Source organism: Bifidobacterium leontopitheci (assembly GCF_009193355.1).
GTDB lineage: Bacteria > Actinomycetota > Actinomycetes > Actinomycetales > Bifidobacteriaceae > Bifidobacterium > Bifidobacterium leontopitheci.
In genome coordinates, this window is record NZ_WBVT01000022.1 from 20,113 (window position 1) to 46,089 (window position 25,977).

Annotated in this window: 21 protein-coding genes; 9 read left to right on the forward strand and 12 right to left on the reverse strand. The window is 65.5% G+C overall.

Annotated features, from left to right (window positions below; all coding sequences use genetic code 11):
- Nucleotides 1–111 precede the first annotated feature (111 nt).
- From F7D09_RS07320 to F7D09_RS07340, 5 genes are all read right to left on the reverse strand, one after another.
- Entirely contained in the window at nt 112–1,098 is a 987-nt protein-coding gene (locus F7D09_RS07320; protein ID WP_152234744.1) for a TerC family protein, read from the reverse strand.
- 329 nt (nt 1,099–1,427) lie between these two features.
- The gene (gene uvrB, locus F7D09_RS07325) at nt 1,428–3,539 is read right to left on the reverse strand and encodes an excinuclease ABC subunit UvrB (protein WP_152234745.1); all 2,112 of its coding nucleotides are present in this window, start codon (nt 3,537–3,539) and stop codon (nt 1,428–1,430) included.
- Between the two features lie 3 nt (nt 3,540–3,542).
- Nucleotides 3,543–4,181, reverse strand: coding sequence for a dephospho-CoA kinase (gene coaE, locus F7D09_RS07330; RefSeq protein ID WP_152234746.1), 639 nt, complete (start codon nt 4,179–4,181; stop codon nt 3,543–3,545).
- Nucleotides 4,182–4,548: 367 nt separating this feature from the next.
- Nucleotides 4,549–6,021, reverse strand: coding sequence for a 30S ribosomal protein S1 (rpsA, locus tag F7D09_RS07335; RefSeq protein ID WP_152234747.1), 1,473 nt, complete (start codon nt 6,019–6,021; stop codon nt 4,549–4,551).
- A 183-nt stretch (nt 6,022–6,204) separates the two neighbouring features.
- A complete protein-coding gene (locus F7D09_RS07340; protein WP_152234748.1) occupies nt 6,205–7,092 on the reverse strand; it encodes a bifunctional methylenetetrahydrofolate dehydrogenase/methenyltetrahydrofolate cyclohydrolase in 888 nt (295 codons plus the stop codon).
- A gap of 118 nt (nt 7,093–7,210) precedes the next feature.
- Between F7D09_RS07340 and F7D09_RS07345 the strand changes: the two genes are divergently transcribed.
- The 3 genes from F7D09_RS07345 (at nt 7,211) to F7D09_RS07355 (ending at nt 10,244) form a co-directional block, all read left to right on the forward strand.
- Nucleotides 7,211–8,272 carry a metal ABC transporter solute-binding protein, Zn/Mn family gene (locus F7D09_RS07345; RefSeq protein ID WP_152234749.1) on the forward strand — a complete coding sequence of 354 codons (1,062 nt, stop codon included), beginning with the start codon at nt 7,211–7,213 and terminating at the stop codon, nt 8,270–8,272.
- Between the two features lie 218 nt (nt 8,273–8,490).
- Nucleotides 8,491–9,411 (forward strand): ABC transporter ATP-binding protein, encoded by a 921-nt coding sequence (locus tag F7D09_RS07350; RefSeq protein WP_152234750.1) that lies wholly within the window; start codon nt 8,491–8,493, stop codon nt 9,409–9,411.
- Nucleotides 9,408–10,244 carry a metal ABC transporter permease gene (locus tag F7D09_RS07355; protein WP_152234751.1) on the forward strand — a complete coding sequence of 279 codons (837 nt, stop codon included), beginning with the start codon at nt 9,408–9,410 and terminating at the stop codon, nt 10,242–10,244. Before F7D09_RS07350 ends, F7D09_RS07355 begins: the two co-directional genes overlap by 4 nt.
- A gap of 452 nt (nt 10,245–10,696) precedes the next feature.
- On the opposite strand, the gene ispF is transcribed toward F7D09_RS07355, so the two are convergent.
- A complete protein-coding gene (ispF, locus tag F7D09_RS07360) occupies nt 10,697–11,206 on the reverse strand; it encodes a 2-C-methyl-D-erythritol 2,4-cyclodiphosphate synthase (RefSeq protein WP_226836076.1) in 510 nt (169 codons plus the stop codon).
- Between the two features lie 139 nt (nt 11,207–11,345).
- A complete protein-coding gene (locus tag F7D09_RS07365; RefSeq protein ID WP_152234752.1) occupies nt 11,346–11,942 on the reverse strand; it encodes a CarD family transcriptional regulator in 597 nt (198 codons plus the stop codon).
- 127 nt (nt 11,943–12,069) lie between these two features.
- Here F7D09_RS07365 and glgB point away from each other — a divergent pair, with 127 nt between their 5' ends.
- From glgB to F7D09_RS07385, 4 genes are all read left to right on the forward strand, one after another.
- Nucleotides 12,070–14,343, forward strand: a complete 2,274-nt coding sequence (gene glgB / locus F7D09_RS07370) for a 1,4-alpha-glucan branching protein GlgB (RefSeq protein ID WP_152234753.1) — start codon at nt 12,070–12,072, stop codon at nt 14,341–14,343.
- Between the two features lie 13 nt (nt 14,344–14,356).
- Entirely contained in the window at nt 14,357–15,118 is a 762-nt protein-coding gene (locus F7D09_RS07375) for a response regulator transcription factor (RefSeq protein ID WP_376863534.1), read from the forward strand.
- A gap of 7 nt (nt 15,119–15,125) precedes the next feature.
- Entirely contained in the window at nt 15,126–16,226 is a 1,101-nt protein-coding gene (locus F7D09_RS07380) for a sensor histidine kinase (RefSeq protein ID WP_152234754.1), read from the forward strand.
- Nucleotides 16,227–16,333: 107 nt separating this feature from the next.
- Complete coding sequence (locus tag F7D09_RS07385) at nt 16,334–16,789, forward strand: S24 family peptidase (RefSeq protein ID WP_152234767.1); 456 nt, start codon at nt 16,334–16,336, stop codon at nt 16,787–16,789.
- Here the strand turns inward: F7D09_RS07385 and F7D09_RS07390 are convergent.
- Nucleotides 16,698–17,324, reverse strand: coding sequence for a ComF family protein (locus F7D09_RS07390; RefSeq protein ID WP_226836080.1), 627 nt, complete (start codon nt 17,322–17,324; stop codon nt 16,698–16,700). The genes F7D09_RS07385 and F7D09_RS07390 overlap by 92 nt on opposite strands.
- A gap of 127 nt (nt 17,325–17,451) precedes the next feature.
- Nucleotides 17,452–18,267, reverse strand: a complete 816-nt coding sequence (locus tag F7D09_RS07395; RefSeq protein WP_226836088.1) for an HAD-IIB family hydrolase — start codon at nt 18,265–18,267, stop codon at nt 17,452–17,454.
- Between the two features lie 193 nt (nt 18,268–18,460).
- Here F7D09_RS07395 and F7D09_RS07400 point away from each other — a divergent pair, with 193 nt between their 5' ends.
- Complete coding sequence (locus F7D09_RS07400; RefSeq protein ID WP_152234757.1) at nt 18,461–18,889, forward strand: metallopeptidase family protein; 429 nt, start codon at nt 18,461–18,463, stop codon at nt 18,887–18,889.
- 97 nt (nt 18,890–18,986) lie between these two features.
- Here F7D09_RS07400 and F7D09_RS07405 read toward each other — a convergent pair whose 3' ends face one another.
- The 3 genes from F7D09_RS07405 to F7D09_RS07415 all read right to left on the reverse strand — a co-directional run bounded on the left by F7D09_RS07405 (nt 18,987) and on the right by F7D09_RS07415 (nt 24,134).
- Complete coding sequence (locus tag F7D09_RS07405; RefSeq protein WP_152234758.1) at nt 18,987–20,516, reverse strand: DUF5719 family protein; 1,530 nt, start codon at nt 20,514–20,516, stop codon at nt 18,987–18,989.
- The gene (locus tag F7D09_RS07410; RefSeq protein ID WP_152234759.1) at nt 20,513–23,743 is read right to left on the reverse strand and encodes a glycosyltransferase family 2 protein; all 3,231 of its coding nucleotides are present in this window, start codon (nt 23,741–23,743) and stop codon (nt 20,513–20,515) included. The genes F7D09_RS07405 and F7D09_RS07410 overlap by 4 nt, the downstream gene beginning before the upstream one ends.
- Nucleotides 23,744–23,834: 91 nt before the next feature.
- Nucleotides 23,835–24,134: a WhiB family transcriptional regulator gene (locus tag F7D09_RS07415; protein WP_152234760.1), complete on the reverse strand. Its 300-nt coding sequence runs from the start codon at nt 24,132–24,134 to the stop codon at nt 23,835–23,837.
- A 271-nt stretch (nt 24,135–24,405) separates the two neighbouring features.
- On the opposite strand from F7D09_RS07415, the gene F7D09_RS07420 reads away from it, so the two are divergent.
- Nucleotides 24,406–25,866, forward strand: coding sequence for an LCP family protein (locus F7D09_RS07420; RefSeq protein WP_152234761.1), 1,461 nt, complete (start codon nt 24,406–24,408; stop codon nt 25,864–25,866).
- Nucleotides 25,867–25,977: the final 111 nt, after the last annotated feature.

The window sequence follows — 25,977 nt, forward strand, 5'->3', positions numbered from 1 at the left end:
TCTTCCGACTCCCACTGCCACGGGATAGTGTACTAGCTTTTGGTGCGGTAGGCCACCTTTTTCCCGGGCGTGTTGTGAACGCTCACAGTATATTTGCCGCACCGGACGACGTCACTTTGACTGCTTCGCCTCGACGGCCTTCATCTTCACCACGCTGGCGATGGCGGCGGAGCCGATCGCCACGACGATGACCACCAAGGACAGCCAGGTCGGCACCTCGGGAACCCACTCGACAGGCCGTCCGCCGTTGATGAACGGCAGCGAGTTGCCGCTGAGCGCCTCCATGACGAGCTTGACGCCGATGAAGCCGAGGACGAACGCCAGACCGACCGGCAGATAGACGAGCTTGTCGAGCAGCGCACCCAGCAGGAAGTACAGCTGCTGCAATCCCAACAATGCGAAAACATTCGATGTAAAGACGATGAACGGGTCCTTCGTCAGGCCGAAGATGGCGGGAATGGAGTCGAACGCGAACATGACGTCGGTGGTGCCGATGGTGAGGAACACGATGAGCATGGGGGTGAAGTAGCGCACGCCGTCACGCTCCGTACGCAGACGCTCGCCGTCGTATTCGTCGGTGATGCGGATCACCTTGCGCAGCGCGCGGATGAGACCGTTCTCGTGATACTCCTCGTCATCATCGCCGCCGGCGACCAGCTTGATGGCGGTGACGATGAGGAACGCGCCGAACAGGAAGAACACCCACGTGAACCGCTGGATGATGGCGGCGCCGACCAGGATGAAGCAGCCGCGCAGAATCAGCGCCACGGTGATGCCCACGCTCAGCACATACTTCTGCAGCATCTTCGGCACGGCGAAATTCGACATGATGATGACGAACACGAACAGGTTGTCGATGCTCAGCGAGTATTCGGTCAGCCATCCGGAATAGAACTCGATGGCGGGCTTCGAGCCGGCGAACGTCCAGACCAGCGCACCGAAGATGAGCGCCATCACCACGAAGAACGCGATGTGCTGCACGCACTCCTTGGTGCTGGGCACATGCGGCTTGCGGCCGATGACGAACAGGTCGACTATGAAGAACGCGATCAGCACGACGAACGTGGCAATCATGAATGCTACAGGGGTTTCAGACATGGCTCCCAGCATAGGAAAAGGCGCTGACGCGGGCGGGGGCGAGAATTCTTGAAGGAGTGACGCTCCCCCCAGTCGGCTCCGCCGACAGCCCCCTCCACCGAGGGGGCCAAGGGACGGGGACAGCCGGCTGGGGAAACAGCGTCCTGCAATTAAGGACTGCCTTCGGCAGACTAATACTGGCTCGCTGTCGCTCGCACCTCACCTACAAACAGCTCCGCTGTTTGCTTCACGGCTCGGCCCTCCACCGAGGGGGCCAAGGACGGGGCGGCCGTCTGCACGACGACCTCGCTCGCCGAATCGCCCCCCTGAGGACGGGCGGGGGTTAGGGATTACTCGTTGGCTTTGGTCATTTGGCGCAGCTCTTTCTTGAGGTCGCGGATCTCATCGCGCAAGCGGGCGGCGAGCTCGAACTGCAGCTGTTCGGCGGCGGTGTGCATCTGCTCGCTGAGCTGACGGATAAGGTCGGCGAGATCCTGCGCGGGCAGTCCCGCCTTGAGGATCTCCTCATGGCGCTTGTCCGCCTCGTCCGCGTTCGCCTTCGGCACACCAAGATGCGTATTGCCCGCCTTGCCGGCGTTGCGATAGCCTCCCGCAAGCAGCGTCTCCGTGTCCACATCCTCCTTGGCGAGCATGTCGTTGACGTCGCTGATCTTCTTGATGAGCGGCTTCGGGTCGATATGATGCTCGGTATTGTAGGCGATCTGCTTGGCGCGTCGACGGTTCGTCTCGTCGATGGCCTTATGCATGGCGTCGGTCTCCTCGTCGGCATACATGATGACCTTGCCGGACACGTTACGCGCCGCACGGCCTATCGTCTGGATGAGCGACCGGTATGAGCGAAGGAACCCTTCCTTGTCGGCGTCGAGAATCGCCACGAGCGACACCTCGGGCAGGTCAAGGCCCTCACGCAGCAGGTTGATGCCGACGATCACGTCGATCTTGCCTTCCCTCAGCTCACGCAGCAACTCCACACGGCGCAGCGTATCGACATCGGAATGCAGGTACTCGACCTTGATGCCATGCTCGACCAGATAATCGGTCAGGTCTTCGGCCATCTTCTTGGTGAGCGTCGTCACCAGCACACGCTCGTTGCGTGAGACCCTGTCCTTGATTTCGGCGAGCAAATCGTCGATCTGCCCCTTGGTGGGCCGCACGTCGATCTGCGGGTCGAGCAGTCCGGTCGGGCGGATGATCTGTTCCACCACCCCGTCGGACAATCCCAGCTCGTAGTCGCCGGGGGTCGCGGACAGGTATACGGTCTGGCCGATGCGGTCCAGGAACTCCGGCCATTTGAGCGGTCGGTTGTCCATTGCGGAAGGCAGGCGGAACCCATGCTCCACCAGCGTGCGCTTACGTGACGCATCACCCTCGTACATGGCCCCGATCTGCGGAATCGTCACATGCGACTCGTCGATGACGAGCAGGAAGTCGTCGGGAAAGAAGTCGAGCAACGTGTGCGGCGGCGTGCCGGGCGCACGGTTGTCGAAATGCCGCGAATAATTCTCGACTCCGGAGCACACGCCCACCTGCGTAAGCATCTCCAGATCATAGGTGGTGCGCATGGTGAGCCGCTGCGCCTCAAGCTCCTTGCCCTGCTTGCGCAGTTCGGCGACACGCCGGTCAAGCTCCTCCTTGATGGTCTTGAGCGCATGCTCCATGCGTTCCGGACCGGCAACATAATGGGATGCAGGGAAGATGTGCACGGACGGCTCATGCGCGATCACGTCGCCGGTGAGCGGATGCAGCGTGGAGATGCGGTCGATCTCGTCGCCGAAGAACTCGATGCGGATGGCCAGCTCCTCGTAGACGGGGATGATCTCCACGGTGTCGCCGCGCACGCGGAACGTGCCGCGCGTGAAGGCGATGTCGTTGCGCTTGTACTGCATGTCGACGAACTTGCGCAGCAGGACGTCGCGGTCGATCTGCTGGCCCTCCTTGAGGAACAGCATGCGGCCGGCGTACTCCTCCGGCGTGCCGAGGCCGTAGATGCACGAGACGGTGGCGACGACCACGCAATCACGGCGTGTAAGCAGGTTCGCGGTCGCGGCATGGCGCAACCGCTCCACGTCGTCGTTGATGTTCGAGTCTTTTTCGATGTACGTGTCCGTCTGCGGGATGTACGCCTCAGGTTGGTAGTAGTCGTAGTAGCTGACGAAATAACTGACCGCGTTGTCCGGCATGAGTTCGCGGAACTCGGCGCACAGCTGCGCGGCGAGCGTCTTGTTCGGCTCGAGGATCAACGTCGGCCGTTGCAGCCGTTCGATGAGCCAGGCCACGGTCGCCGTCTTGCCGGTGCCGGTGGCGCCCATGAGCACCACGTCGTTCTCGCCGCTTTCGATGCGACGCGCCAGCTCGTCGATCGCCTGCGGCTGGTCGCCCGACGGCTTGTACGGAGCCTTGACGACGAACGGCTTGTTCGTACGTTCGATATTGAATCCCATCCGTTACCCCTTCCGTCCGGTCCATTGTGCATACAGCCTATCAACAGCATCAAACATTTGTTCTATCGACTGTGTGGAATCGATGACGATATCAGCGATCGCTCGGCGTGCCGCGGCTCTGGGCTGATGCCGGATACGGCCCTGAGCCTGCTCGAGGCTCATGCCACGCTCGTCCATCATGCGGGCGATGCGCACGGATTCGGGAGCCTCGACCGTGACGATATGATCGAAACGGAACGGAATGGTGTCGATCACCTCGGCGAGCAACGGCACGTCATGGATGACGACCACCGCATCGTCGGCTGCGGCTCGATGCGTCGCGTATGCCTGACGATCCTGACGTTCGGCTTCGGCGTAGACCAGCGGGTGCTCGATATCGTCAAGCCGTTCGCGCGCACCCGGCTCGGCGTGGCTGCCGAAGACATGGTCGGCCATCCAGGAACGATTGAGCGAACCGTCCGGGAGCAGACTGTCAGGCCCGAACGCCTCCTCGATCGCCGGCAGCGCCGCTCCCCCAGGCCGCGTGATCGCGCGTGCGATCGCGTCATAGTCGATAAGTACGGCGCCCAATTGACGCATATGCGCCGCAACCGTGCTTTTGCCTGCGGCGATGCCGCCAGTGAGTCCCACGCGTATCATCATGCGCCCATTGTGCCTTCGACCGTCGTCAAGCGAGATTCTGCGGTCGGACGAAGGCGCTGGGATTGACTCAATACTGGCTCACTGCCGCTTATGCGGGTGACGCTCCCCCAGTCAGCCTTCGGCTGACAGCGTCCTGCAATTGAGGACTGCCTACGGCAGGCTCAATACTGGCTCGCTGTCGCTCGCACCTCGCCTACAAACAGCTCCGCTGTTTGCTTGACGGCTCGGCCCTCCACTGAGGGGGCCAAGAGCACGTAGACCGGCTTCGGGATGACACGGAATATGCGAAAAGGCCTGTTCCGGTACGGTTGCACGTATCGGAACAGACCTTTATCGAGCTTCAGTCAGCAGCTGAGTCCGCGTAAACTCACTTGCCGAGCAGCTGGTCGCGCAGGGCGGCGAGCTGATCGGAGTCGGCGAGCGTACCGGTGGAGCTGTTGTCGGAAGAGTAGTTGGAGGTCTCCTCGACCTTCTCTTCCTTCGGAGCCTGACCATCCTCGGCAGCGGAAGCCGCGGCGTTCTCGAGCTCCTTGGCGACGAACGCCTTGTGCTCCTCCCACAGCTCGTGGGCGGCCGCGTACTGGGACTCCCACTCCTCGCGCTGCTTCTCGTAGCCGGCGATCCACTCGTTGGTGTTCGGGTCGAAGCCTTCGGGGTACTTGTAGTTACCCTGCTCGTCGTACTCGGCCGGCATGCCGTAGAGCGCCGGATCGAAGTCCTCGGAAGCCGGGTCAACGGAGTCGTTGGCCTGCTTGAGGGACAGGGAGATGCGGCGACGATCGAGATCGACGTCGATCACCTTGACGAACACGGTCTCGCCCGGCTTGACCACGGTCTCCGGGTTCTCGACGTGACGGTTGGCGAGCTCGGAGATGTGGACCAGGCCCTCGATGCCATCCTCGACGGAAACGAACACGCCGAACTGCACGATCTTGGTGACCTTGCCCTTGACGATCTGGCCGGGGACGTGGGTGCGGGCGAAGCGCTGCCACGGATCCTCCTGGGTCGCCTTCAGGGACAGGGAGATGCGCTCGCGGTCGAGATCTACGTCGAGCACCTCAACGGTGACCTTGTCGCCGACCTTGACGACCTCGGACGGGTGGTCGATGTGCTTCCAAGACAGCTCGGAGACGTGGATCAGGCCGTCAACACCACCGAGATCGACGAACGCGCCGAAGTTGACGATGGAGGAGACGACACCCTCGCGGATCTGACCCTTCTTGAGCTGCGAGAGGAAGGTCTCGCGAACTTCGGACTGGGTCTCCTCGAGGTACTGGCGACGGGACAGGACCACGTTGTTGCGGTTCTTGTCGAGCTCGAGGATCTTGGCCTTGATCTTCTGGCCGATGTACGGGGACAGGTCGCGCACGCGACGCATCTCGACCAGGGAGGCCGGCAGGAAGCCACGCAGGCCGATGTCCACGATGAGGCCGCCCTTGACGGCTTCGATGACGGTGCCTTCGACAACGCCGTCGGCTTCCTTGATCTTCTCGATGTCGCCCCAGGCGCGCTCGTACTGGGCGCGCTTCTTGGACAGGATCAGACGGCCTTCCTTGTCTTCCTTGGTGACGACAAGGGCCTCGATCGGATCGCCGACCTCGACGACCTCGTCCGGATCGACGTCCTTCTTGATGGAAAGCTCACGGGAGGGAATCACACCCTCGGTCTTGTAGCCGATATCGACCAGAACCTCGTCGTGATCGACCTTGACGACGGTGCCCTCAACCAAATCGCCATCATCGAAGTTCTTGATGGTGGAATCGACTGCCTTGATGAAGTCCTCTTCGGTGCCGATGTCGTTGATGGCGACCTTGGTGACTTCGTTATTGTTCTCTGCCATTAATGTGGTTTCTTAATAACTAGTGGATGGATAAAATCGTTCTTCAGTTATGGGTATGCCCTACGGACACAAGCTATAACGATAACAGCGGCCATGGCCAAATATCAAGCAGCAGCGGCCGCGACACGCCCGGAAGTTTCATTCTGGGCGAAGAATCGCGCCGGATGGGCCGTCGGCATGCCGTCACGGGCGGATTCCGGCGCGTCGCTCCGCCATCTCCACGACGTTGGCGAGCAGCATGGCGCGCGTCATCGGCCCCACCCCGCCGGGGTTCGGCGAATATGCGGACGCCTTCTCGTAGCAGCCCCGGTCAACGTCGCCGCGGATGCGGTAACGCCCCTCGTCGGCGTCGTAGACGCGGGACACTCCGACGTCCACCAGCACGGCACCCTCGCGCACGTCCTCGGGCCGCACGAATCCGGCCGAGCCCATCGCGGCGATGACCACGTCGGCGCGGCGGATATGGTCGCGGATGTCGCGCGTGCCGGTATGGCACAGCGTGACGGTGGCGTTCACCGCCTTGCGCGTGAGCATCAGCCCGATCGTGCGGCCGATGGTGATGCCGCGTCCCAGCACGCACACCTCCTTGCCGTCCAGGTCGATGTCGTAGGCGTCAAGCAACTGCAGCACGCCGCGCGGCGTGCAGGGCAGCGGGGTGCGGATGTCGCCGTGCACGTGCAGCACGAGCTCGCCGAGATTGTACGGGTGCATGCCGTCTGCGTCCTTCGCCGGATCGATCAGGTCGATGACGGCGGTCTCGTCGACGCCTTTCGGCAGCGGCAGCTGGACGATGAATCCGGTGCAGTCGGGGTCCTCGTTGAGGGTCCTGACCGCGGCCTCCACCTCGTCAAGGGACGCGTCGGCGGGAAGCTCGCTTTTGATGGAGCGGATGCCGACCTCCTCGCAGTCGGCGTGCTTGCCGGCGACATACCGGACCGAGCCTGGGTCGGAGCCGACCAGCAACGTGCCCAGGCCGGGCGTGATCCCGACGGCTTTCAGCCGCGCCACCCGCTCGGCGAGATCTGCCTTGATGTCCGCCGCGACCTTCTTGCCGTCGAGTTTGATGGTCATGTGCTTCCTTCCTTGTTGCCGGCTCATTGCTCGTAGCGTTAGGCTATCGTGGACTCAGGTCAACGACGCTTGATACGAAACCACGAACCGTAATAGCACATCTGAAGAGGACAATGCCATGAACATCCATTCACACCGCATCCCAAGATTCGTCGCGGCCGCCGCGACGACGGTCATGCTTGTCCTGAGCGCGGCATGCGGCACGTCCTCCAATGGCGAGGACGAGAAGAAGAGCGAGGCCGTGACCGGCCCGATCACCGTGGTCGCCTCGGTCAACCAGTGGGGTTCCCTGGCCGAGCAGATCGGCGGGGACGATGTGCAAGTCACCTCGATCCTGAGTTCGACCGGCGTCGACGCCCATGATTTCGAGCCGAAGACATCCGACCTTGCGAAGCTGCAGAAGGCGCAGGTCGTGGTCTCGAACGGCGCCGGATACGACTCGTGGGCGACCAAGACGCTGGGACGCAACGCGATCGGCGTCTCCGCCGCGCAGACCGTGGGCGCGATGGAGGGCGACAACCCGCACCTGTGGTTCTCGAAGGACGCGCGCAACGGCATGGCGACCGAGCTGACGGAGGCGTTCTCGAAGCTGCTGCCAGCCAAGAAGAAGGCCTTCCAGTCGCGGCTGCGCGCGTGGAAGACCGCCGAGGGCAAGGTCGAGCAGGCCATGGACGAATTCACCAAGGACCATGACGGCGCGACGTACGCGGCGACCGAACCGGTCGTCTACTATCTGATGGCGGACATGGGTTTCGACGACGTCACCCCGAAGGGATACGCGAGCTCGGCGGCCGCCGAAGGCGAGCCGGCTCCCGCAGACCTGCAGAAGTTCCAGTCGCTGATCGAGGCGAAGGATATCGACGTGCTGGTCAACAACACGCAGGAGGCGTCCGACGCGTCGAACATGCTGACCGGCACCGCCCACCGTTCCGACGTGCCGGTGTTCGACGTCAGCGAGCAGCTTCCCGACAAGTACGATTCCCTGACCGACTGGATCGCCGCGTTGGTGGAGGAGCTCGACGCCGCCATGGATAAGGAAGACGAGACCGATGGCGACACGACGGACGATTCCGCAAACGACAACGCGGACGGTGACGGAGCGTCGTCAGATAACGCCACGTCCGACGACGCTCAGTCCGGCAACACCACGTCCGACGACGCCGCCACCTCATCGAACTGAGTCCGCAGATACGGCCGGCAGCCGACGTTGCAGTCGTACGTTGCAGTCGTACGTTGCAAGTCGTACGTCGCCGTTGTACGTCGCCGTACGACGTCTTACCTCTTCGACGTCATTATTGAGAATGATTGTCAAAGTCTATTGCAATAATGACCGCCGTATGACCCATGCGGTCCGCGCCGCGCGTGGACCATTCACATCATCGTCAGGAGAGGCGGCACATGAGAGACAACGGGCAGCAGGAGCAGCAGGATTGCATCGTGTTCCGGGACGCCTCGATCAAACGCGGCGACCACATCATCTGGCGAAACGGCAACCTCGCCATCCCCAGCGGATCGGTCACCGCGATCGTCGGCACCAACGGAGCCGGCAAGACCACCATGATGAAAGCCGAACTGGGCCTGCTGCCGCTGGCAAGCGGCTCGCTGACCGTACTGGGCCAGCCGGCAGGCACGATGAACCACCAGATCGGATACGTGCCGCAAAGCTACACCTCTGACATCGACGCGAACCTCACCGCCGAGCAGTCGGTGCTGCTGGGGCTCATCGGCGCGCGGTTCGGCTTCCACCGTATCAGCAAGGCGCAGCGGGCCAAAGCGCATGAGGCCATGGCCTTCACCGGCATCGAAGACAAGTCGCATTACCGGCTCTCGCAGCTCTCCGGCGGTCTCAGACAGCGCGTCGCCATCGCGCAGGCGCTCGTCTCCGACCCCAAGCTGCTGATGCTCGACGAACCGCTCGCCAATCTCGACCTCGCCAGCCAGCGTGCCATCGTGCACGTGCTGGCACGCCTCAACAAGGAGCTCGGCATGACCATCCAGGTCGTGGCCCATGACCTCAACATGCTGCTGCCGATCCTCACCGGCGCGATCTACCTGCTCGACGGACACCCGCATTACGCCGCGATGAACAAAGTGCTCGACTCCAAGCTGCTCACCCACCTGTACGGCACGACCGTGCAGGTCGTCACCACGCCGCAGGGCGACATGTTCGTCACCCCCACCCCCGACGAGGCGGACGACGTCGTGCAGGACACCCATGCGCCGCAGGAGGTCGCCCGGTTCCACCAGCATGCCGGCCACCATGCGGACGCAGCTTCTCAGCAAGCAGCACAGCAGACGACGGAAAGGAACGCACGATGAGCGACATCGACTTCAGCTTCGACCCGAACTGGCTGGAGACGCTATCCGTCCCCTTCATGACCAACGCGTTCATCGCCGGTCTGTGCATCGCGATCGCCGCGGGCGTCATGGGATACTTCACGATTGCGCGGCATTCCACGTTCGCCGCGCACGCGCTCGCCCACATCGGGCTGCCCGGCGCGACCGGCGCAGTGCTGCTTGGTCTGCCGGTCTCCTTGGGACTGGGCGTGTTCGCGCTCGGTGGCGCGCTTGTCATCGGCGCCTTGGGCAAGCGCGCGACGCAGCGTGAGATAGCGACGGGCACGGTGCTCGCCTTCGCCACCGGTCTCGGCCTGTTCTTCGCCAGGCTGTCGTCTTCGGCGTCCCAGCAGATGCAGTCGATCCTGTTCGGCTCGATCCTGACGATCACCGACGGCCAGATCGTCGGCTTCGCGGTGTTCGACGTGGTGCTGCTCGCCGTGCTGACGCTCATCTACCGTCCGCTGCTGTTCAGCTCGGTCGACGAGCAGGTGGCGCAGGCGAAAGGCGTGCCGATCGGACTGATGAACCTCGCGTTCATGGCCATCATGGCCGGCGTGATCACCATCGCCGTGCCCGCGGTAGGCACGCTGCTGATCTTCGCGCTGGTCATCACGCCGGCCGCGACGGCGAACATCATCACCGCGTCCCCGTTCAAGGCCATGGTCACGGCGACCCTGCTGTGCCTGGTCGCGATCTGGGGTGGCCTGGTGATCGCGGCGATGTTCCCGGCACCGCCGAGCTTCATCATCGTCACGTTGTCGACGCTGTTCTGGGCTGTCGCGAAGGGTGTGAGCGCGGTTCGCAGCCGGTGATGGGGGTGGCCGGTGATGCGGATGATTGCGGAAGCGGGTGACGCTCCCCCAGTCAGCCTACGGCTGACAGCGTCCTGCAATTACGGACTGCCTACGGCAGACTCAATACTGGCTCGCTGTCGCTCGCACCTCACCTACAAACAGCTCTGCTGTTTGCTGTACGGCTCGGCCCTCCACCGAGGGGGCCAAAGGCGGGATGGCCGTCCTTGCCGCTTACCGAGGATTGCGTCGTAATATCACAGCGGGTAGGTACACGCTGTGACGTTCAGCGACGGCAGTCAACCCGTCATCGCCTAGTAATATCACAGCGGGTAGGTACACGCTGTGACAGTAGCCGCGTAGCGGGTGACGCTCCCCCCCACCCGCTACGCGGGAGCCCCCTCCACCGAGTGGGCCAAGTCCGGGACAGCACCTTGGCGCTCTAGTCTCGATGAAAGCGTCCCGCACCTCGCTTACAAAAGCTTGAGGACGAGGGCGTTCGCGATTGCGGCGATGCCTTCACCGCTTCCGGTGAATCCCATACCATCCGTGGTGGTCGCCGTAACCGACACCGGGCAGCCGACGGCCTCGGACAACGCCTGTGCGGCCTCCTCGCGGCGAGCGGAGAACCTGGGCCGTCGCGCGATCACAACGACGCTCGCGGATATGGGCCGGCACCCGTGGGCCGCCAAAGTCTCCACCGTCGTACGCAGCATCTCGGCCCCATGCTTCCCCGCACCAGAGGACCCGGCCCCGACACCGAACAGCGTGCCGATGTCGCCGAGCCCCGCAGCGGCGAGCAACGCGTCGATGAGCGCATGCGCGGCGACGTCGCCATCGGAGTCGCCCTCGATGCCCGTACCGTCCCACTTGAGACATGCCAGCCAGAGCGGGCGCGCGGAGTCCTCAGGCGCGAACCGGTGCGCGTCGAATCCTTGCCCGATGCGCGGCATCGGCAATGAAGCGTTCAGATCGTCGAGCATACCCATCCCATCATGATTCATGCGGCCGTCCATCATGGCCGTCCAACGTGGTCACCGGTCAAGGCCACCCATCGAAGCCTCCCCTGTCGTCGCATCCTCGCGACGACAGGGCGTATGCACATTCCGCATTCGGCTGCGGCTACTTGCGGCGCGACTTCTTCCCCTCGGCCTCGATGCGGGCCAGCGTGCGGTCCGCGGGCTCCTGCGGCGCCTGCGTGTGATGCTTCTCGTCGCCGGGGCGCGGCTCGCTGAAGCCCAGGTTCACGTCGAGCAGACGCTGGATCTCGGACTCGTCGAGGTCCTCGGACAGCGCGATCTCGGAGGTGAGGATGCTACGGGCGCGGGTCAGCATGCGCTTCTCGCCGGCGGACAGGCCGTGCTCGTCCACGTCGCGCTGCGCGAGGTCGCGGACCACTTCGGCGATCTTGTTCACGTCGCCGGTGGCCAGCTTCTCGACGTTCAGCTTGTAGCGGCGGGACCAGTTCATCTCCTTCTCGACGATGGGAGTGCGCAGGATCTCGAACACCTTCGCCACCTCGTTGGCGTCGACGATGTCGCGCACACCGACCTTCTGCGCGTTCTCGACCGGGACATTGATGACCAGCCCGTCGGACGACAGCACGGACAGCTGCAGATATTCGCGCTTCACGCCCTTCACCACACGCTCGGTAATGGCCTCGACCCTTGCCGCGCCGTGACGCGGATAGACGACCATATCGCCGACCTTGTACCCCATGAATCCTCCGTGAAAAAATGACATAAAACCTTACATATTATGCCAGTAAGTCTCGACCATACCGACTGGTGAGACGTGACGCGCCGCGACGTCGCGCGCGGGGGCCAAAAGTATTACCCTTTTGCACATGGCTACATTAACGAACATCAATGAGGATATCGCCCCCGTGCCGGTGAGCCAGAGCGACCTGAGCGCGGTGAGCAATGCAACGTTCTACAACCCGCATGAGGTGCTAGGCGGCCATCTCGGCAGCGGCGACCATGCGGGCACCGTGACCATCCGCGTGCTGCGCCCGATGGCCAAGAGCGTCACCATCATCACGCAGGATGGCGAGGCGAACGCCGCGCACGAGTTCAACGGCGTGTTCGCCGCCGTCATCCCGGCGCACCGCGACGGCACCCAGCGTGACGGCTCCCCCTCGTACTCCGTGCCGGACTACCGCGTGCGCACCGTCTTCGCCGACGGCACGACGCTGGTCGAGGACGATCCGTACCGCTACCTGCCCACCATCGGCGACATGGACGCCTACCTGTTCGGCGAGGGCCGCCACGAACGGCTGTGGGAGGCGCTCGGCGCGCACGTGCGCCGTTACGACGATCCCATGGGCGGCAACGACGGCACCGCCGGCGAGCAGGTTGTCGGCACCTCGTTCTCCGTGTGGGCGCCGAACGCGCATGCCGTGCGCGTCGTCGGCAACTTCAACGGCTGGGACGGCCGCCGCCACGCCATGCGCGAGCTCGGCTCCTCCGGCATCTGGGAGCTGTTCATCCCCGGCGTGAAGGCCGGCGAGGTCTACAAGTACGAGATCCTCAACGCCAACCACGAGTGGAAGATGAAGGCCGATCCGATGGAGCGGTCGCACGAGATCCCGCCGGCGACCGGCTCGATCGTCGTGGACTCCACGCACGCCTGGCATGACGACGCCTGGATGGACCGCCGCCGCGCCACCGACCCGCACTCCGGCCCGGTGAGCATCTACGAGGTGCACGCCGGCAGCTGGAAGAAGGGCATCGGCAACTACCGCGAGCTGGCCGACGAGCTCGTCGACTACGTGGCCAAGGAAGGGTTCACGCACGTCGAGTTCATGCCGCTGGCCCAGCACCCGTTCTCCGGCTCGTGGGGCTATCAGGTGACCGGCTACTATGCCGTGGACTCGCGTCTGGGCGGCCCCGACGACTTCAAGTACCTGGTCGACAAGTTCCATCAGGCCGGCATCGGCGTGATCATGGACTGGGTGCCCGCGCACTTCCCGAAGGACGACTTCGCGCTCGGCCGCTTCGACGGCACGCCGCTGTACGAGGACCCCGACCCGCTGCGCGGCGAGCACCCGGACTGGGGCACGTACGTCTTCAACTTCGGCCGTAACGAGGTGCGCAACTTCCTCGTGGCCAACGCCTGCTTCTGGCTTGACGAGTACCATGTCGACGCGCTGCGCGTGGACGCGGTCTCCTCGATGCTGTACCTCGACTACAGCCGCAACCCCGGCCAGTGGCGTCCGAACATCTACGGCGGACGCGAGAACCTGGAGGCCATCGCGTTCCTCAAGGAGGCGAACGCCACCGCGTACAAGAACAACCCCGGCATCATGATGATCGCCGAGGAGTCCACCGCGTACCCGGGCATCACCGCCCCCACGGACGCCGGCGGCCTCGGCTTCGGCCTCAAATGGAACATGGGCTGGATGCACGACACGCTCCAGTACCTGCACGAGACGCCGATCAACCGCAAGTGGCACCACAACGAGATCACGTTCTCCATGGTCTACGCCTATTCGGAGCATTACGTGCTGCCCATCAGCCACGATGAGGTCGTGTACGGCAAGGGCTCGCTCTTCGGCAAGATGCCGGGCGACGACTGGCAGCGTTACGCGGGCGTGCGCGCCCTGTTCGCCTACCAGTGGGCGCACCCCGGCAAGAACCTCACGTTCATGGGCAACGAGGTCGCCCAGTGGGGCGAGTGGGATCATGACGGCTCCGTGGACTGGGCGTCGCTCGAGTGGCCCGACCACCGTGGCGTGCAGCGTCTCGTGGCCGACCTCAACGAGTTCTACAAGGACACGCCGGCCATCTGGAGCCAGGACTTCGACCCGGCCGGATTCCAGTGGCTCACCAGCGACGACGCCGACCACAACACGCTGAGCTTCATGCGTGTCGGCTCGCACGGCGAGACGATCGTCGTCGTGGTCAACTTCTCCGGCGAGGCATGGCAGGACTATCAGGTCCCGCTGCCCAAGGGCGGCAAGTGGACCGAAGTGCTGACCACCGACGACAAGAAGTACGGCGGCTCCGACATCCACAACGGCACGTTCGAGGCGGTCGAGGGAGAGTACCATTCCCGCGACTGGTCGGCGAAACTCACCATTCCGGCACTGGGAGCGGTATTCTTGAAGCCTGAAGACTGAAAGGCGAATAGACATGCTTAACTCTCCATCGCAGCAGGGGCTGTACCAGCAGTCCCCCCAACATGCGGGAGCCTCCCGCCCTGCCTCGCACACGATCCTCGTGGTCGAAGACGAACCGACGCTCGCGACCGCGGTCGCGCAGCGCATCACGGCGGAAGGCTGGACGGCGCGCGTGGCCTCGGACGGCGCAAGCGCCGTCCAGGCGGCCAAGCAGCTGCGGCCCGACCTGGTGATCATGGACATCATGCTGCCGGTCATGGATGGTCTCGAGGCGACGAAACGCATCGTCGCCGACCGTCCGGTCCCGGTGCTGATCCTGACCGCAAGGGACGACGAAGCCGACAAGGTGATCGGCCTCGGTGCCGGCGCCGACGACTACATGACCAAGCCGTTCTCCATGCGCGAGCTGATCGCCCGCTGCAAGGCGCTGCTGCGCCGCGTGGAGCGCGCGAAGGTCATCGCGAAGAACTCCGAGAACGAGAAAATCCTCGATTTCGGCTCCCTCGTCATCGACCCTGCGCAGCGGCTGGTCACGGTCAACGGCGAGCAGGTGCACCTGACCCCCACCGAGTTCGACCTGCTGGCCACGCTGGCGCGCAAGCCGAAGTCCGTGCTCACCCGCGAGAAGCTGCTCGAAGAGGTGTGGGATTGGGTCGACGCTTCAGGCACGAGGACCGTGGATTCGCATGTCAAGGCACTGCGCCACAAGCTCGGCTCGGAGACGATTCGCACCGTGCACGGCGTGGGCTACGCGTTCGAGCCTCCGGAGCAGTGAGCAGCCGATGAACGATCCGCGAAACAGGCGGACGAAGACAACCCGATTGGACCCCAAACGTCCGATCGGGTTGTTTTCGTCCCTGAAGATCGAATTGAGCGTGGTGATCGTCATGGCGACCTCCATCGCGTTCATCCTCGTATGGTTCCTGCTCAAGTACGGCTGGAGCGGCTGGATCGCCATGCCGCTGACCATGGTCGTGGCGCTCGGCATCACCTACTTCTTCTCGCGTGGCCTCATCGCGCCGCTGCGCCAGCTACGGGACGCCGCCGAAGCCATGTCGGAGGGCGACTACAGCGTGCGCGTGAAGCTCGGCACCAAAAGCAACGACGAGATCGGACAGCTCGCCCGCACGTTCAACGAGATGGCCGAGGAGCTGCAGCACGCCGACCAGATGCGCCGCGACGTGGTGGCGAACGTCAGCCATGAGCTGCGCACGCCGGTCTCCGCACTGCAGGCGATGGTCGAGAACATGGCGGACGGCGTGGTGGAGCCGACCCCGGCGAATCTGGAGGGCATCCTCAACCAGACGCACCGGCTGTCCGACCTGATCGCCTTCCTGCTGGACCTGTCGCGCATGGAGGCGGGCGCCGCCAGCCTGAACGTCGAGAAGTTCGACCTGCTGGACTTTCTTGACGAGACGGTCGAGCCGTTGGAGATCGCCGACGCCGGGCATGCGCATGACATCGTCATGCACGTCGACGAGAACATCTGGCTGGAGGGCGACCAGGACCGTCTGCGCCAGCTGTTCACCAACATCATCGCCAACGCGCTCAAGCACTCCCCCGACGGCACGAAGGTGCTCATCGAGGCCCGCGAGAACACGAACAACGGGACCATCATCACGAACGTGGTGAACTTCGGCTCGCAGATTCCCGTCGAGGAGCGTTCCGACATCTTCCGCAGGTTCGTCAAGGGCCGCAGCACGCCGGGCACGGAGTCGGGCGGCACCGGCATCGGTCTGTCGATCGCCCGGTGGGCGGCGCAGCTGCACGGCGGCACGGTGCGCGTGGTGGACGATCCTCGCGGCGCCGACTTCGAGGTGGTGCTGCCGAAGTACCATGTCGCCGAGGACGATTCGCGCGACGTCTCGCGCACCCGGCTGTAGGAGCTTCCATGGCGACGGCTTCAGACGATTCCGCCCTGCACGCTGCGGTCACGCCGTGCAGGGCGGTCGTCGTCGCACAGTCGAATATGACAGTGCCGGCTGCCGCCATGCCTGCCGTCGTCTCGCCGGTTCCCGTCCCGCTCGCCGGCGAGGCGGTCCCGGCAGGTTTCCCCGCCACCGTCGGCGACGGGCATGACGACGGGTTCAGTCTGGACCGTCATATCATCCGCAATCCCGCGCACACGTTCATCGTGACCGTCGCCGGTGATTCCATGGAGGGCGCCGGCATCTTCCATGGCGACTGGATGGTGGTCGACCGTTCGCTCGAGCCCCGGGACGGTGACATAGTCGTCGCCGTTCTCGATGGCGAACTGACGGTGAAACGGCTGACCTGGCATGCCGGCGTGCCGAGGCTTCACGCGGAGAATCCGCGATACCCGGATTTCACGCCAGGAGAGCACGCCGATCTGGTCATCTGGGGTGTGGTGACCGGCAGTTTCCATCCGCAGCCGGCTCTGGATCGACGCGGCGCAACGGCGTATGGGCCAGCACCACAGCGGTGAGCACATCGTATCCGCCCCTCCGCAACGCATCCACGCAATAGCGCATCGTCGCGCCGCTGGTGACGATATCATCGACCAGAACGACCTGCCGACGCTCTCCGGTTGCGTTCGCACGCCGGGTGACGGCTATATGCCCGTCAAGCCGCTGCGCACGCTGCGCCGCGCCGGACATCTGCACCGATTTGCCTCCGGCACCGACCGTGCGCAGCAGCGGGACGACCGCTATGTCGCCGTACCCGTCCCGTTTGAGCCGCGAGGCCATGCGTACGGTCAGCTGCCGCATATGCCATCGTCCCCGCTCATGCATGGAACGGCTGGTGGACGGTGCTGGGACGAGCAGCAGCGGCCTGCCGTCCAGCCGTCCGGAACCGGTCAGCAAGTCGGCGAGCAGCCGGGAGAACGGGCCGTCGCACTCCTCGTCGCCATGGTCCTTCCACTGCAGTACGGCGTGACGGACCGGTCCGCGGTACGCGCCGCACGCCAGCCCCTCCCCCGTGAGCGTGCCCGGCAGATCGAACCGCACATGCTCCGTCATCAGTGCCGTACAGTCGCCGCAGAGCACGCGGTCGGGCATGTCGCAGCCGGCGCAGCCGCGGGGGATCATCAGGTCGCGTGCAAGACGGGCGAGGGCCGCTGCGGTTGAGGCCAGCCGAACGAATACGTCACGTAACATCCGAAGTACCACGTGATCGGCCTTCCAGCACGGCGATGGCGCCACGGCACCAGCGCACCGTGTCCTGCGGGCAGGTGACGGCGACGGCGAACGTGCCGGCGCAAGCGGCCGGATAGTCGTTGCCGCCCGGCGTCATGCGGTCGCCGACGAACACGATGCGACCGACGGACGTCCCCAACGCCTTCGCCAGCTCGCGTACCGCGAACGACTTGTCGGCGCCGGCGCTGACGTCCACGCTCGTATAGCCGCCTGCACGCACCAGCAGATGCGGCAGGTCGGCGGCGACAGCGGCGACCAGACGGGCCTTCTTCGTCCCGTCCGGATCCCACTGCTGTTTGGCGCCGGCCGGGGCGAGCTGCCCGAGCGCCGAGAACGTGATCTGGCTGCCGCGGTCCTCGATCGGTTCGCCCAACGGCCGTTCGGGCCACAGTCCCAGTTCTTCCGCACGCCTGCGCAGCGAGGCCGCGGCGGCGTCACGGTCCGGCTGCGACAGCGTGCGCTCGTATCGCACGACCCATGCGCCCCCGTCCCACACGTAATAGCTGGAACCGCTGGTGGGCATGACATGCAGGCCGGCGAGATCGGCTTGACCGTCGAGCATGGCGATCACCTGACTGGACGCCAACGCGAACGAGCCTCCCGTGATGACGGCGACGGGGCGATACCGCAGCAGTGCCGCCAGGCATGCGGTCATGTCGGGTTTCATCGGCTGTTTGGAGACCGCGAGCGTGTTGTCGAGGTCGAACGCGAACGCATCCACGGCATCGGGGTCGACCGCCGCGTCGGGCGCGTCCCATGCGCATATGCGCACGCGAGCTGAAGTCTTAGATACAGCCGGCTCAGACACGGCTGGCTCAGACATGGCGGACGGGGACGGCGGCATGGCGGTTTCCGACGATATCGCAGACGGCATCAGGCCCATCGCGTCCTCCTCTCGCGCAGAGCATGGTTGTTTTGATTGTAGCGTAATGCCGGCTCCTTGGCTTACAGTGGAATCCATGCAGCAACTACCTTGGGAAAGAACCGTATACCGCAACCGTCACGGACGGGGCAGCCGCACGCCCATGTTCGGCACGCGCCTGCCGCGATACCGGACGCGCAGCGGCATGTTCGACGATATGGTGGCCGCGCAGATCCGACGGCTGAACGGCGCCTGGCCGCAGCTGATCCGCCCGGTGCAGTTCGCGGTCGAGGATGTGCCGCCGTCCGAGCCGGCGCCGTGGGAGCCGGAACCGTCGTTCTCCTCCCAGTGCTTCCCCGCCAGTCATGGGATCCCCGCGCGCATCGTGCTCTACCGGATGCCGATCCAGTCGAAGGCGCAGGACCGGGTGGACCTGCAGCTCATCATCCGTGACGAGGTGGTGCTGAGACTTGCGGAACTCTATGGCCGCCGCCCTGAAGAGATCGACCCCGACTGGAACATGTGAGCGTCCACGTGACGCCGGCAACGCAAAGGCCGGGACATGGCTCAACGCCTGTTCCAGCCTTTGTCGAAAATGCCGTGGCTTGATGCCGTGCGGCGTGTCATCTCACCAGCGACATGTCCTTGTCCGCACGAATCGTCTCCCTGCGCGGCATCAGCGACGTGGCGTCCAGATGCGCGACGCCGGCGAGTTTCGCATCCTGCACGGCCTTCTGCGACAGCCTGACGCCGAAGCCGGCGTCCTTGCCGTCCGCGGTGGCGATCACCGCCACGTTGTCGCCGATCTGCGAGACCGGCAGCCGGGCGGCGCCTTCGGCCGGCACCGTGACCTTCTTCGAGCCGACCTGCCGGCCCTTGTCGTCATAGCCGGCAATGGTGACCTCCGACTGCCGGCTCGCGCGGCTGACCACCGTCACCTCGGCGGTGACGGAGCCGGGCAGTGCGGCAGCGGCATGGCGGTCGAATCGCGCCGCATTGACCATCATGAAATCCTGTTGGCCGCCCTGCGCGGCGCGGGTGACGGATATGGCCGCGACGACCGGCTGCGACGCGTCCACGGTGAGGCCGAGCGCGCCCTTGGCCGCCTGGCCGAGGTCGATGACCGTCACACGGTCGGCCTTGAACGAGTGCTTGGAATCCTTGCCCCCGCCCAGCCAGTGCACCGAGGCGTCGCCGTCATGGGCCGCGTGGATGTAGAGGCGGACGCGGTCGCCTTCGGAGACGGACGGGAACGTCAGCGTCTTGGACTCCTGCGTCGCCGCGGTCTCGTAATCGGATCCGTGCGCGGTCAGGCCGCTGACCTTCACGCTGCGGACGATCGAGGCGACCGGGGTCTGCTCGCTGGAGACGACGACGTACAGGCCGTCCTGTCCGGGAGCGGCCGCCGACAGGTCGAACACGGTCTGCGACCGGGCGTCGACGGTGACCGTGCTGCCAGTGGACAGCGACAGCGCGCCGGCACTCTTGGTGCCCCAGATGCGGACCTGCACGGCCGTGGACTTGGAGGACGGGTTCGCGATGATCAGCTGGTGCGACGAGCCGGTGGCCGAATCGGAGAGCACGAACCGCGACTGCAATGCGGGGGTCTGGCATGATGCGGCCGACAGTCCGCGGATGTCGCCTTTGGTGGCCCATGATGCGATGGCCGCGGCGGCGCCCGAGCCTTGCGCCGAGTCAAGCAGCTGCGTGGTGAACAGGGAGGCGGACGTGTTGACGTCGCCGGACGCCGTGATCACGTTCGACGAGTCCGTGGGGTCGGTGTCCTTCAACGTCGTGGAATCCTGCCCGGTGGACGAACCGCCGTCGGTCACGCCGAAGGGTTCGGATTGCGAGGCGTACACCGCGCCGAACGCGGCGTACCGCGCGGATGACGTCATGTTCCCTTCGCTGGTGCGGTAGGCGCTGTCGCCGTAGGATGCGTCATCGGGCAGCACCATGCGCGACGGGCAGTAGGCGATGACCTGCCGCTGCCCGACCTTCGAGGCGACGGCCGAGGCGCGCACCGTGGTGGAATCGACCGGAAGCGCCCAGGGGCACAGGACGATGGCGGCGAACAGGACGATGATGGCGATCATGGAGACGACCGCGGCGGCGGCCGTCCAGACCCTGCCGCCATGTTTTGCGTGACTCATTGATCCTCCTCGATGATGCGGCGGGTGCTGCGCGGGAACGCCACGATGCAGTACAGCAGGACGACGACGCCCAGGCACCACAGCCATGCACGGCGGTACGGGTTCCGACGCTGCTCGTCAAGGCCGCGCTCGTCCACCCGCTGGGATGCGCTGTCGTTGAGCGTCAGCCGGTAGTAGACGCCAGCGGTGTTGCTGACCACGGACTGCGTCCCCTCGCTTGCGGTGATGTTGGAGATCAGCTGCTCGACGGCCTGCGACGCCGCGGCATCGGCATTGTCGCGGACCACGAAGATGCCGCCGTATCCCAAGGCGCTGATGTCCGCAATGGCCTGCGCATCCGCGGCGCCCATCAGACGGGAGCCGGCGGAGGCGAGTATCGCATCCCGGCCGCCGGTGCCGCCGCTCGCCTGCCGGGCGCGTACCGCCGGGGAACTGTCCAGCAGGTCGCCGCGGCCGCTGCGCAGCGTCGTGTAGCTCACCTGCGTCGACGACTGCGCACCCAACGCGAGGATGCGATGGCCGGAATCCTTGGCCAGATAGTCGGATGCGACCATGGGAAGCCCGCCCCGGGTGCCGTTCAGCGAGCCGTACCCCTGACCGCCGATGAACGGCATGGCCGTGAACAGCGCGCTGGACGCCACCAGCAGCAGCACCATGACCGACCGGCCGAACTTCGGCAACACAATGCGGGCCGCGGCGCCGAACGTGCGTCGCGCCGCGCTCGTATGCGCTGCGACGGCGTTCGTGGAGTCGGCGTCTGCAGAGTCAGCGGTCGCGGCGGCGTGTGCCGTGATGAGACCGTCAGCCGGAAGGGCCGCCGCAGGCTGCGCCGTGCGCGATTTGCGCAGCAGCCTGAAACGACGGACCGCCATGCCCGACACGAGCGCGGTGCAGGCGATCAAGCCGAGCAGCGCCAATGCGACGCCGGGTCTCGCCGAGCCGGCGACCGGGCCGTCGCCGTCGACCGCGATGACCGTGCGCGTCGACGCCATCGACAGCACCATGCCACTGACGATCACCACCCACATCATGCGGGAGGCGCGCAACGCGAACGGTAGGAACAGGGAGACGACGGCCAGCGCCGCCAATACGAGCAGCACGACGAGCACGCCCAGACCTGACGGATTCGCGAGGCCGAGCACGCTCCACCATCCCGAATCCGCCCGCACGCCCAACGCGCGCAACGCCAAGGTGACGGCATCGGTCGCAGCCGGCGAACCGTTCACCGCGGACGACGGCCTCATGACATCGCCGAACAGCTGACGCCACGCACCTTCGGAGGCATGATGCACGGCGTTGACCAGCGTGGGGGCGATGGCCAGCGCGCTGGGCAGCGGGATGAGCAGGAGCATCGCACGATGCCGTGGCACGACGACGAGGAACGCGACGAACACGACCAGCAGGGCGATCATAAGCTGCGGTTCGGCGGCGACCGGAGGAATGAAGCACAACGCGGCCAACGCGCCGGCCTGGGCCGAAGGATGCGCACGCACCTGATCCTCGGTCCGGTAGAACCCGACGGCGCGGAACGCGAAGGCGAACGCGGCGGGAAGGAACACCATGACCGTGAGCATCGCCACGTCGCCGGTCGCGAACAATCCCATGGCGATGGCGGCCGAAACCCACATGAGGCCGCCCGCCACCCTGACGCCATCGGAACGTGTGAACACGCCGATCAGCGCCCAGCATGACAGGGCGGCGAGCGGCGCCGCTGCGAAGACGATCATCGTGATGGCCGCCGTGATGTTGCCGCCCGTCACCACGCTGGCGACCAGCCAGACCATCAGCCAGGGAGCCGGCGGAGCGGCGACGGATTCGCCGAACACCCACGTCATCGTCGCGGACCGCCACAGCGAAGCGAAATCGCCGTCGGACGGCAGCAGCGAACGCGAATACAACGATCCACCGGCGAACCCCGCGCGCAACGCGCCGGACTCAAGCCAGACCACGACGCCGAAGCACACGACGGCCATCAGGCACGCCAATCCCCACCGCTCCAACGCGCGACGGCGCAGATGCGCCTTGGCCAGCGGCGACAGCAGCTCCACATGACGCTGGTCGTTCAACGCACGGACGCGATCGCGCCATTGCGCCACCTGCTGGCGGTTCGCGACCAGGGAGGACAGCCGCGAGATCGGCACCGACTCCTGACGGCTCACCCTGCGCCGGGCCGCCACGGCATGCGGGAACTCCGCAATGGCCGCCCACGGCGATACCAGCTCGCACAATGCCTCGAACGGATGCTTCGCGAACAGCAGCGACACCGCCTTCGCGCACGCGGAGAACAGGGACAGCACCCACAGCAGCGGCCACAGCAGCAGACGCTCGTCCGTGATCCGGTACCGGCGCGCCGCACGCACCCGCGCCCTGACGCTCGAGACGGACTCCCCCTCGTCCAACGGCTCGCCGGCGCGGTTCCTCACCCCCTCGAACCGTGCCCTGCGGTGCGCGATGCGCGCCGACGGCACGATGACGACACGCCGGCCGCTCAGGCAGACGCGGCGGCAGAAATCACGCGACTCGCCGAACGTGGTGAACCAGTCGTCGGCGCCGTCAAGCTCATGGAGCGTCTCCACGGAGACCAGCGCGCCCGCGAGCGACACGGCGAACACGTCACGACGGCCGTCATACTGCTCCTGGTCGGGCTCGCCGTCCACGACGAGCGTCTGCGTGCGATGACGGTAGGCGTACGAACCGACCTCATGCAGGTGTTCGGCCTGCCAGTCAAGCTGTTTGGCGCCCAACACCGACGCGGTCGGGTCGTTATGCCACGTCTCCAGCAGCGCTTCGAGGCAGTGCTCGTCAGCGGGGCGCGAATCATCATGAAGCAGCCAGATCGCGCGGGTCGAGGAATCAAGCCGCGCATAGCCGAGCGCCTTCGCCACGGCGTCATAGAACGAGCGGGCGCCCTTGGCCCGGACGATCTCGACGGTGACGGTGCGCGGCGAGGGAACCCGTCCGAGCACGCCGGACGGCGCGGGGATGACCTCGAAGGAGGCGTGCACCGGCTGCGCTGTGTCGCCGGTGCAGTCGGCGACGACGATGACGCCGGGCAGGACGGTCTGCCGCAGCACCGCCGCAATGGTGTCGGGAAGGAACCGCAGATCCGATTCGACGGTCACCACGGCGGCTATCGACGAATCGACGTCCTGCCGGTGGGAGTACGGCCGGTTCGCCATGGCGTCGGCCAGAATACGCTGTATATCGCTCATGCCTGCGGAAGTCATAGTCTCCAGTCTATATGCCGGTTGATATGCGCGTAGCGAAAACGCGCCCGCCGCACCCGGCCGTGCGGCGCGGACACGCCATGGGCGTGCATCAGGCGCGGCCCCGATGCTCCTTCTTGTATCGCCGGCGTTCGCGTTCGCTCAGACCGCCCCAGATGCCGAACCGCTCGTCATGCTCGATAGCCCATTGCAGGCACTGCTCACGCACTTCGCATCGCGCGCATATCTGCTTCGCGTCACGCGTGGATCCGCCCTTTTCGGGGAAGAACGCCTCGGGATCGGTCTGCGAGCACAGCGCCTTGTGCTGCCACGACACGTCGTTGTCGGACTTGAACAGCCCCCACAGCGCCATCATCGGATCACGAGAGGGACCATCGACAACTCCCCACATGCGTTGCCCCCTCCCGGCCGGTTACCACAAGAACATTTGTCCCAGCAATTACACACACCGAGTATAGGTTTTGTCAAATCCTCCCGTGTCAATACCCCGTTCGGCGGCTTGTTGTGCTAATGATGACGCGGTCGACGGCGCCGGCCCACCGGTCCGCGACCGCCACGCACCCTTCACGTATGTGCCGTTACTGCAGAGGAATGGCCGATACCCCGGGGCAACGGTCGGTCACGTGTAAAAGTTACTGAGAACGAATCGTATTGGAGGAGTAATGAGCGAAGGAACCAGCGGACTCACGCCACAGGGGACCCCTCCCAGCTTCATCCCCTCCGGGAGCCGCAAACGCCGTCCCAGCGGCCAGGTTCCGCGCGCCGCGGCAAACATGGAGGGCGCGGGGGACGCGCCGCGCGCAGGCGCCTCGCACGACGGCCACGCCCATGGCGTCCGCGGCGCAGCGTCTTCGCATGGCTCTTCGCGCGGATCATCCTCGCATGGCCTGCCGAGCTTCACCCCGGCGTCGGCCCGTCGCGGCGCAGCGCAAGGCCGTGCCGACAGGCAGTCGTCCAGTTATGAGCCGCAGCAGCCGACACGCACGCCGCGGCGCGCTGCCGGATCCGGCCGTGTGGCGGCGGCGTCCGACCAGGAAGGCGTCCGCAGCGCGTATCTCGACGAGCAGTCACGCCGTTCCGCGGCGTCGTTCCGGCGCGTCGGCCGGCCGGGCGCCGGCCCCGGCGCATCCTCAGGCTCCTTCGCCCGTGGCGGCGTCAGGGCCGGGACTGCGCGACGGACGTTGCGACGGATGTCGCCGTTGCGGATCGCCGCGGCCGTCGTCATCGCACTGCTGGTCGCCCTGCTGCTGGGCGGGTTCGGCATGTGGAACTGGGTGAACGGCCAGCTCAACAAGCAGGACTGGCTGACCGGCAAGGCCGACACGTCCGGCACGAGCTGGCTGATCCTCGGCTCGGACGAGCGCAGCGGCGAGGAGGCGAAGACCATCACCGGGTTCCGCACCGACACCATACTGGTGCTCACCAAGCCGAATTCCGGCACCCGGTCGCTGATTTCGATCCCCCGCGACTCGCTGGTGAAGGTCAACGGGCAGTACATGAAGATCAACGCGGTCGCCCAGCTCGCCGGCAGGAAGGCGCTGGTCAGCCAGGTCGAGGCGATCACCGGGCAGAGCATCGACCATGTGGCGCAGATCAAGTTCGACGGGCTGCAGCATGTGGTCGACGCGCTCGGCGGCGTGGAGCTGTGCTATGACCGCACCGTGAACGACGCCCGTTCCACCCTCAACTGGACGGCGGGCTGCCACAACGCCGACGGGGCCACCGCACTCGCGTTCTCGCGCATGCGCTACTCGGACCCGCAGGGCGACTTCGGCAGGGCGGCGCGTCAGCGTCAGGTGATCGCCGCCATCGCGAAGAAGGCGATGTCCCGTCAGACGCTCACCAATTTCGGCACCGTGAAGAAGACGCTGGAAGCCTCGCTCGCCTCCATCACCGTCGACTCGCAGACGAATCCGTACACGCTGGCGCAGATGGTGTTCGCCTTCCGCGACGCCACGTCCGGCAACGGCGTGACCGGCAGCGTGTACTGGACGAACCCCGACTATTACGTCACCGGCGTGGGGTCGTCGGTCCTGTTGGACGATGCGAAGAACCTGTCGCTGTTCAGTGAACTCGCCGCCGGCAGCCACAAGGCAGGCACCGTCGGCACCCTTGCGCAGTGAACAAGGCACGTTGCACGGTCGCCGTACGGTGTGTCGCGGCCACAGTACGGCGTGTCGCAGCAGCGTAGCGGCACCGCGACACGCCGTACTGTGGATAACCGCGAAGCTCCG

Bases quoted from the DNA above. Each gene is read 5' to 3' on its own strand.
- F7D09_RS07320 (WP_152234744.1), bottom strand. From the start codon at position 1,098: ATGTCTGAAACCCCTGTAGCATTCATGATTGCCACGTTCGTCGTGCTG.
- uvrB (WP_152234745.1), bottom strand. From the start codon at position 3,539: ATGGGATTCAATATCGAACGTACGAACAAGCCGTTCGTCGTCAAGGCT.
- coaE (WP_152234746.1), bottom strand. From the start codon at position 4,181: ATGATGATACGCGTGGGACTCACTGGCGGCATCGCCGCAGGCAAAAGC.
- rpsA (WP_152234747.1), bottom strand. From the start codon at position 6,021: ATGGCAGAGAACAATAACGAAGTCACCAAGGTCGCCATCAACGACATC.
- F7D09_RS07340 (WP_152234748.1), bottom strand. From the start codon at position 7,092: ATGACCATCAAACTCGACGGCAAGAAGGTCGCGGCGGACATCAAGGCA.
- F7D09_RS07345 (WP_152234749.1), top strand. From the start codon at position 7,211: ATGAACATCCATTCACACCGCATCCCAAGATTCGTCGCGGCCGCCGCG.
- F7D09_RS07350 (WP_152234750.1), top strand. From the start codon at position 8,491: ATGAGAGACAACGGGCAGCAGGAGCAGCAGGATTGCATCGTGTTCCGG.
- F7D09_RS07355 (WP_152234751.1), top strand. From the start codon at position 9,408: ATGAGCGACATCGACTTCAGCTTCGACCCGAACTGGCTGGAGACGCTA.
- ispF (WP_226836076.1), bottom strand. From the start codon at position 11,206: ATGCTCGACGATCTGAACGCTTCATTGCCGATGCCGCGCATCGGGCAA.
- F7D09_RS07365 (WP_152234752.1), bottom strand. From the start codon at position 11,942: ATGGGGTACAAGGTCGGCGATATGGTCGTCTATCCGCGTCACGGCGCG.
- glgB (WP_152234753.1), top strand. From the start codon at position 12,070: ATGGCTACATTAACGAACATCAATGAGGATATCGCCCCCGTGCCGGTG.
- F7D09_RS07375 (WP_376863534.1), top strand. From the start codon at position 14,357: ATGCTTAACTCTCCATCGCAGCAGGGGCTGTACCAGCAGTCCCCCCAA.
- F7D09_RS07380 (WP_152234754.1), top strand. From the start codon at position 15,126: ATGAACGATCCGCGAAACAGGCGGACGAAGACAACCCGATTGGACCCC.
- F7D09_RS07385 (WP_152234767.1), top strand. From the start codon at position 16,334: ATGCCTGCCGTCGTCTCGCCGGTTCCCGTCCCGCTCGCCGGCGAGGCG.
- F7D09_RS07390 (WP_226836080.1), bottom strand. From the start codon at position 17,324: ATGACGGAGCATGTGCGGTTCGATCTGCCGGGCACGCTCACGGGGGAG.
- F7D09_RS07400 (WP_152234757.1), top strand. From the start codon at position 18,461: ATGCAGCAACTACCTTGGGAAAGAACCGTATACCGCAACCGTCACGGA.
- F7D09_RS07405 (WP_152234758.1), bottom strand. From the start codon at position 20,516: ATGAGTCACGCAAAACATGGCGGCAGGGTCTGGACGGCCGCCGCCGCG.
- F7D09_RS07410 (WP_152234759.1), bottom strand. From the start codon at position 23,743: ATGACTTCCGCAGGCATGAGCGATATACAGCGTATTCTGGCCGACGCC.
- F7D09_RS07415 (WP_152234760.1), bottom strand. From the start codon at position 24,134: ATGTGGGGAGTTGTCGATGGTCCCTCTCGTGATCCGATGATGGCGCTG.
- F7D09_RS07420 (WP_152234761.1), top strand. From the start codon at position 24,406: ATGAGCGAAGGAACCAGCGGACTCACGCCACAGGGGACCCCTCCCAGC.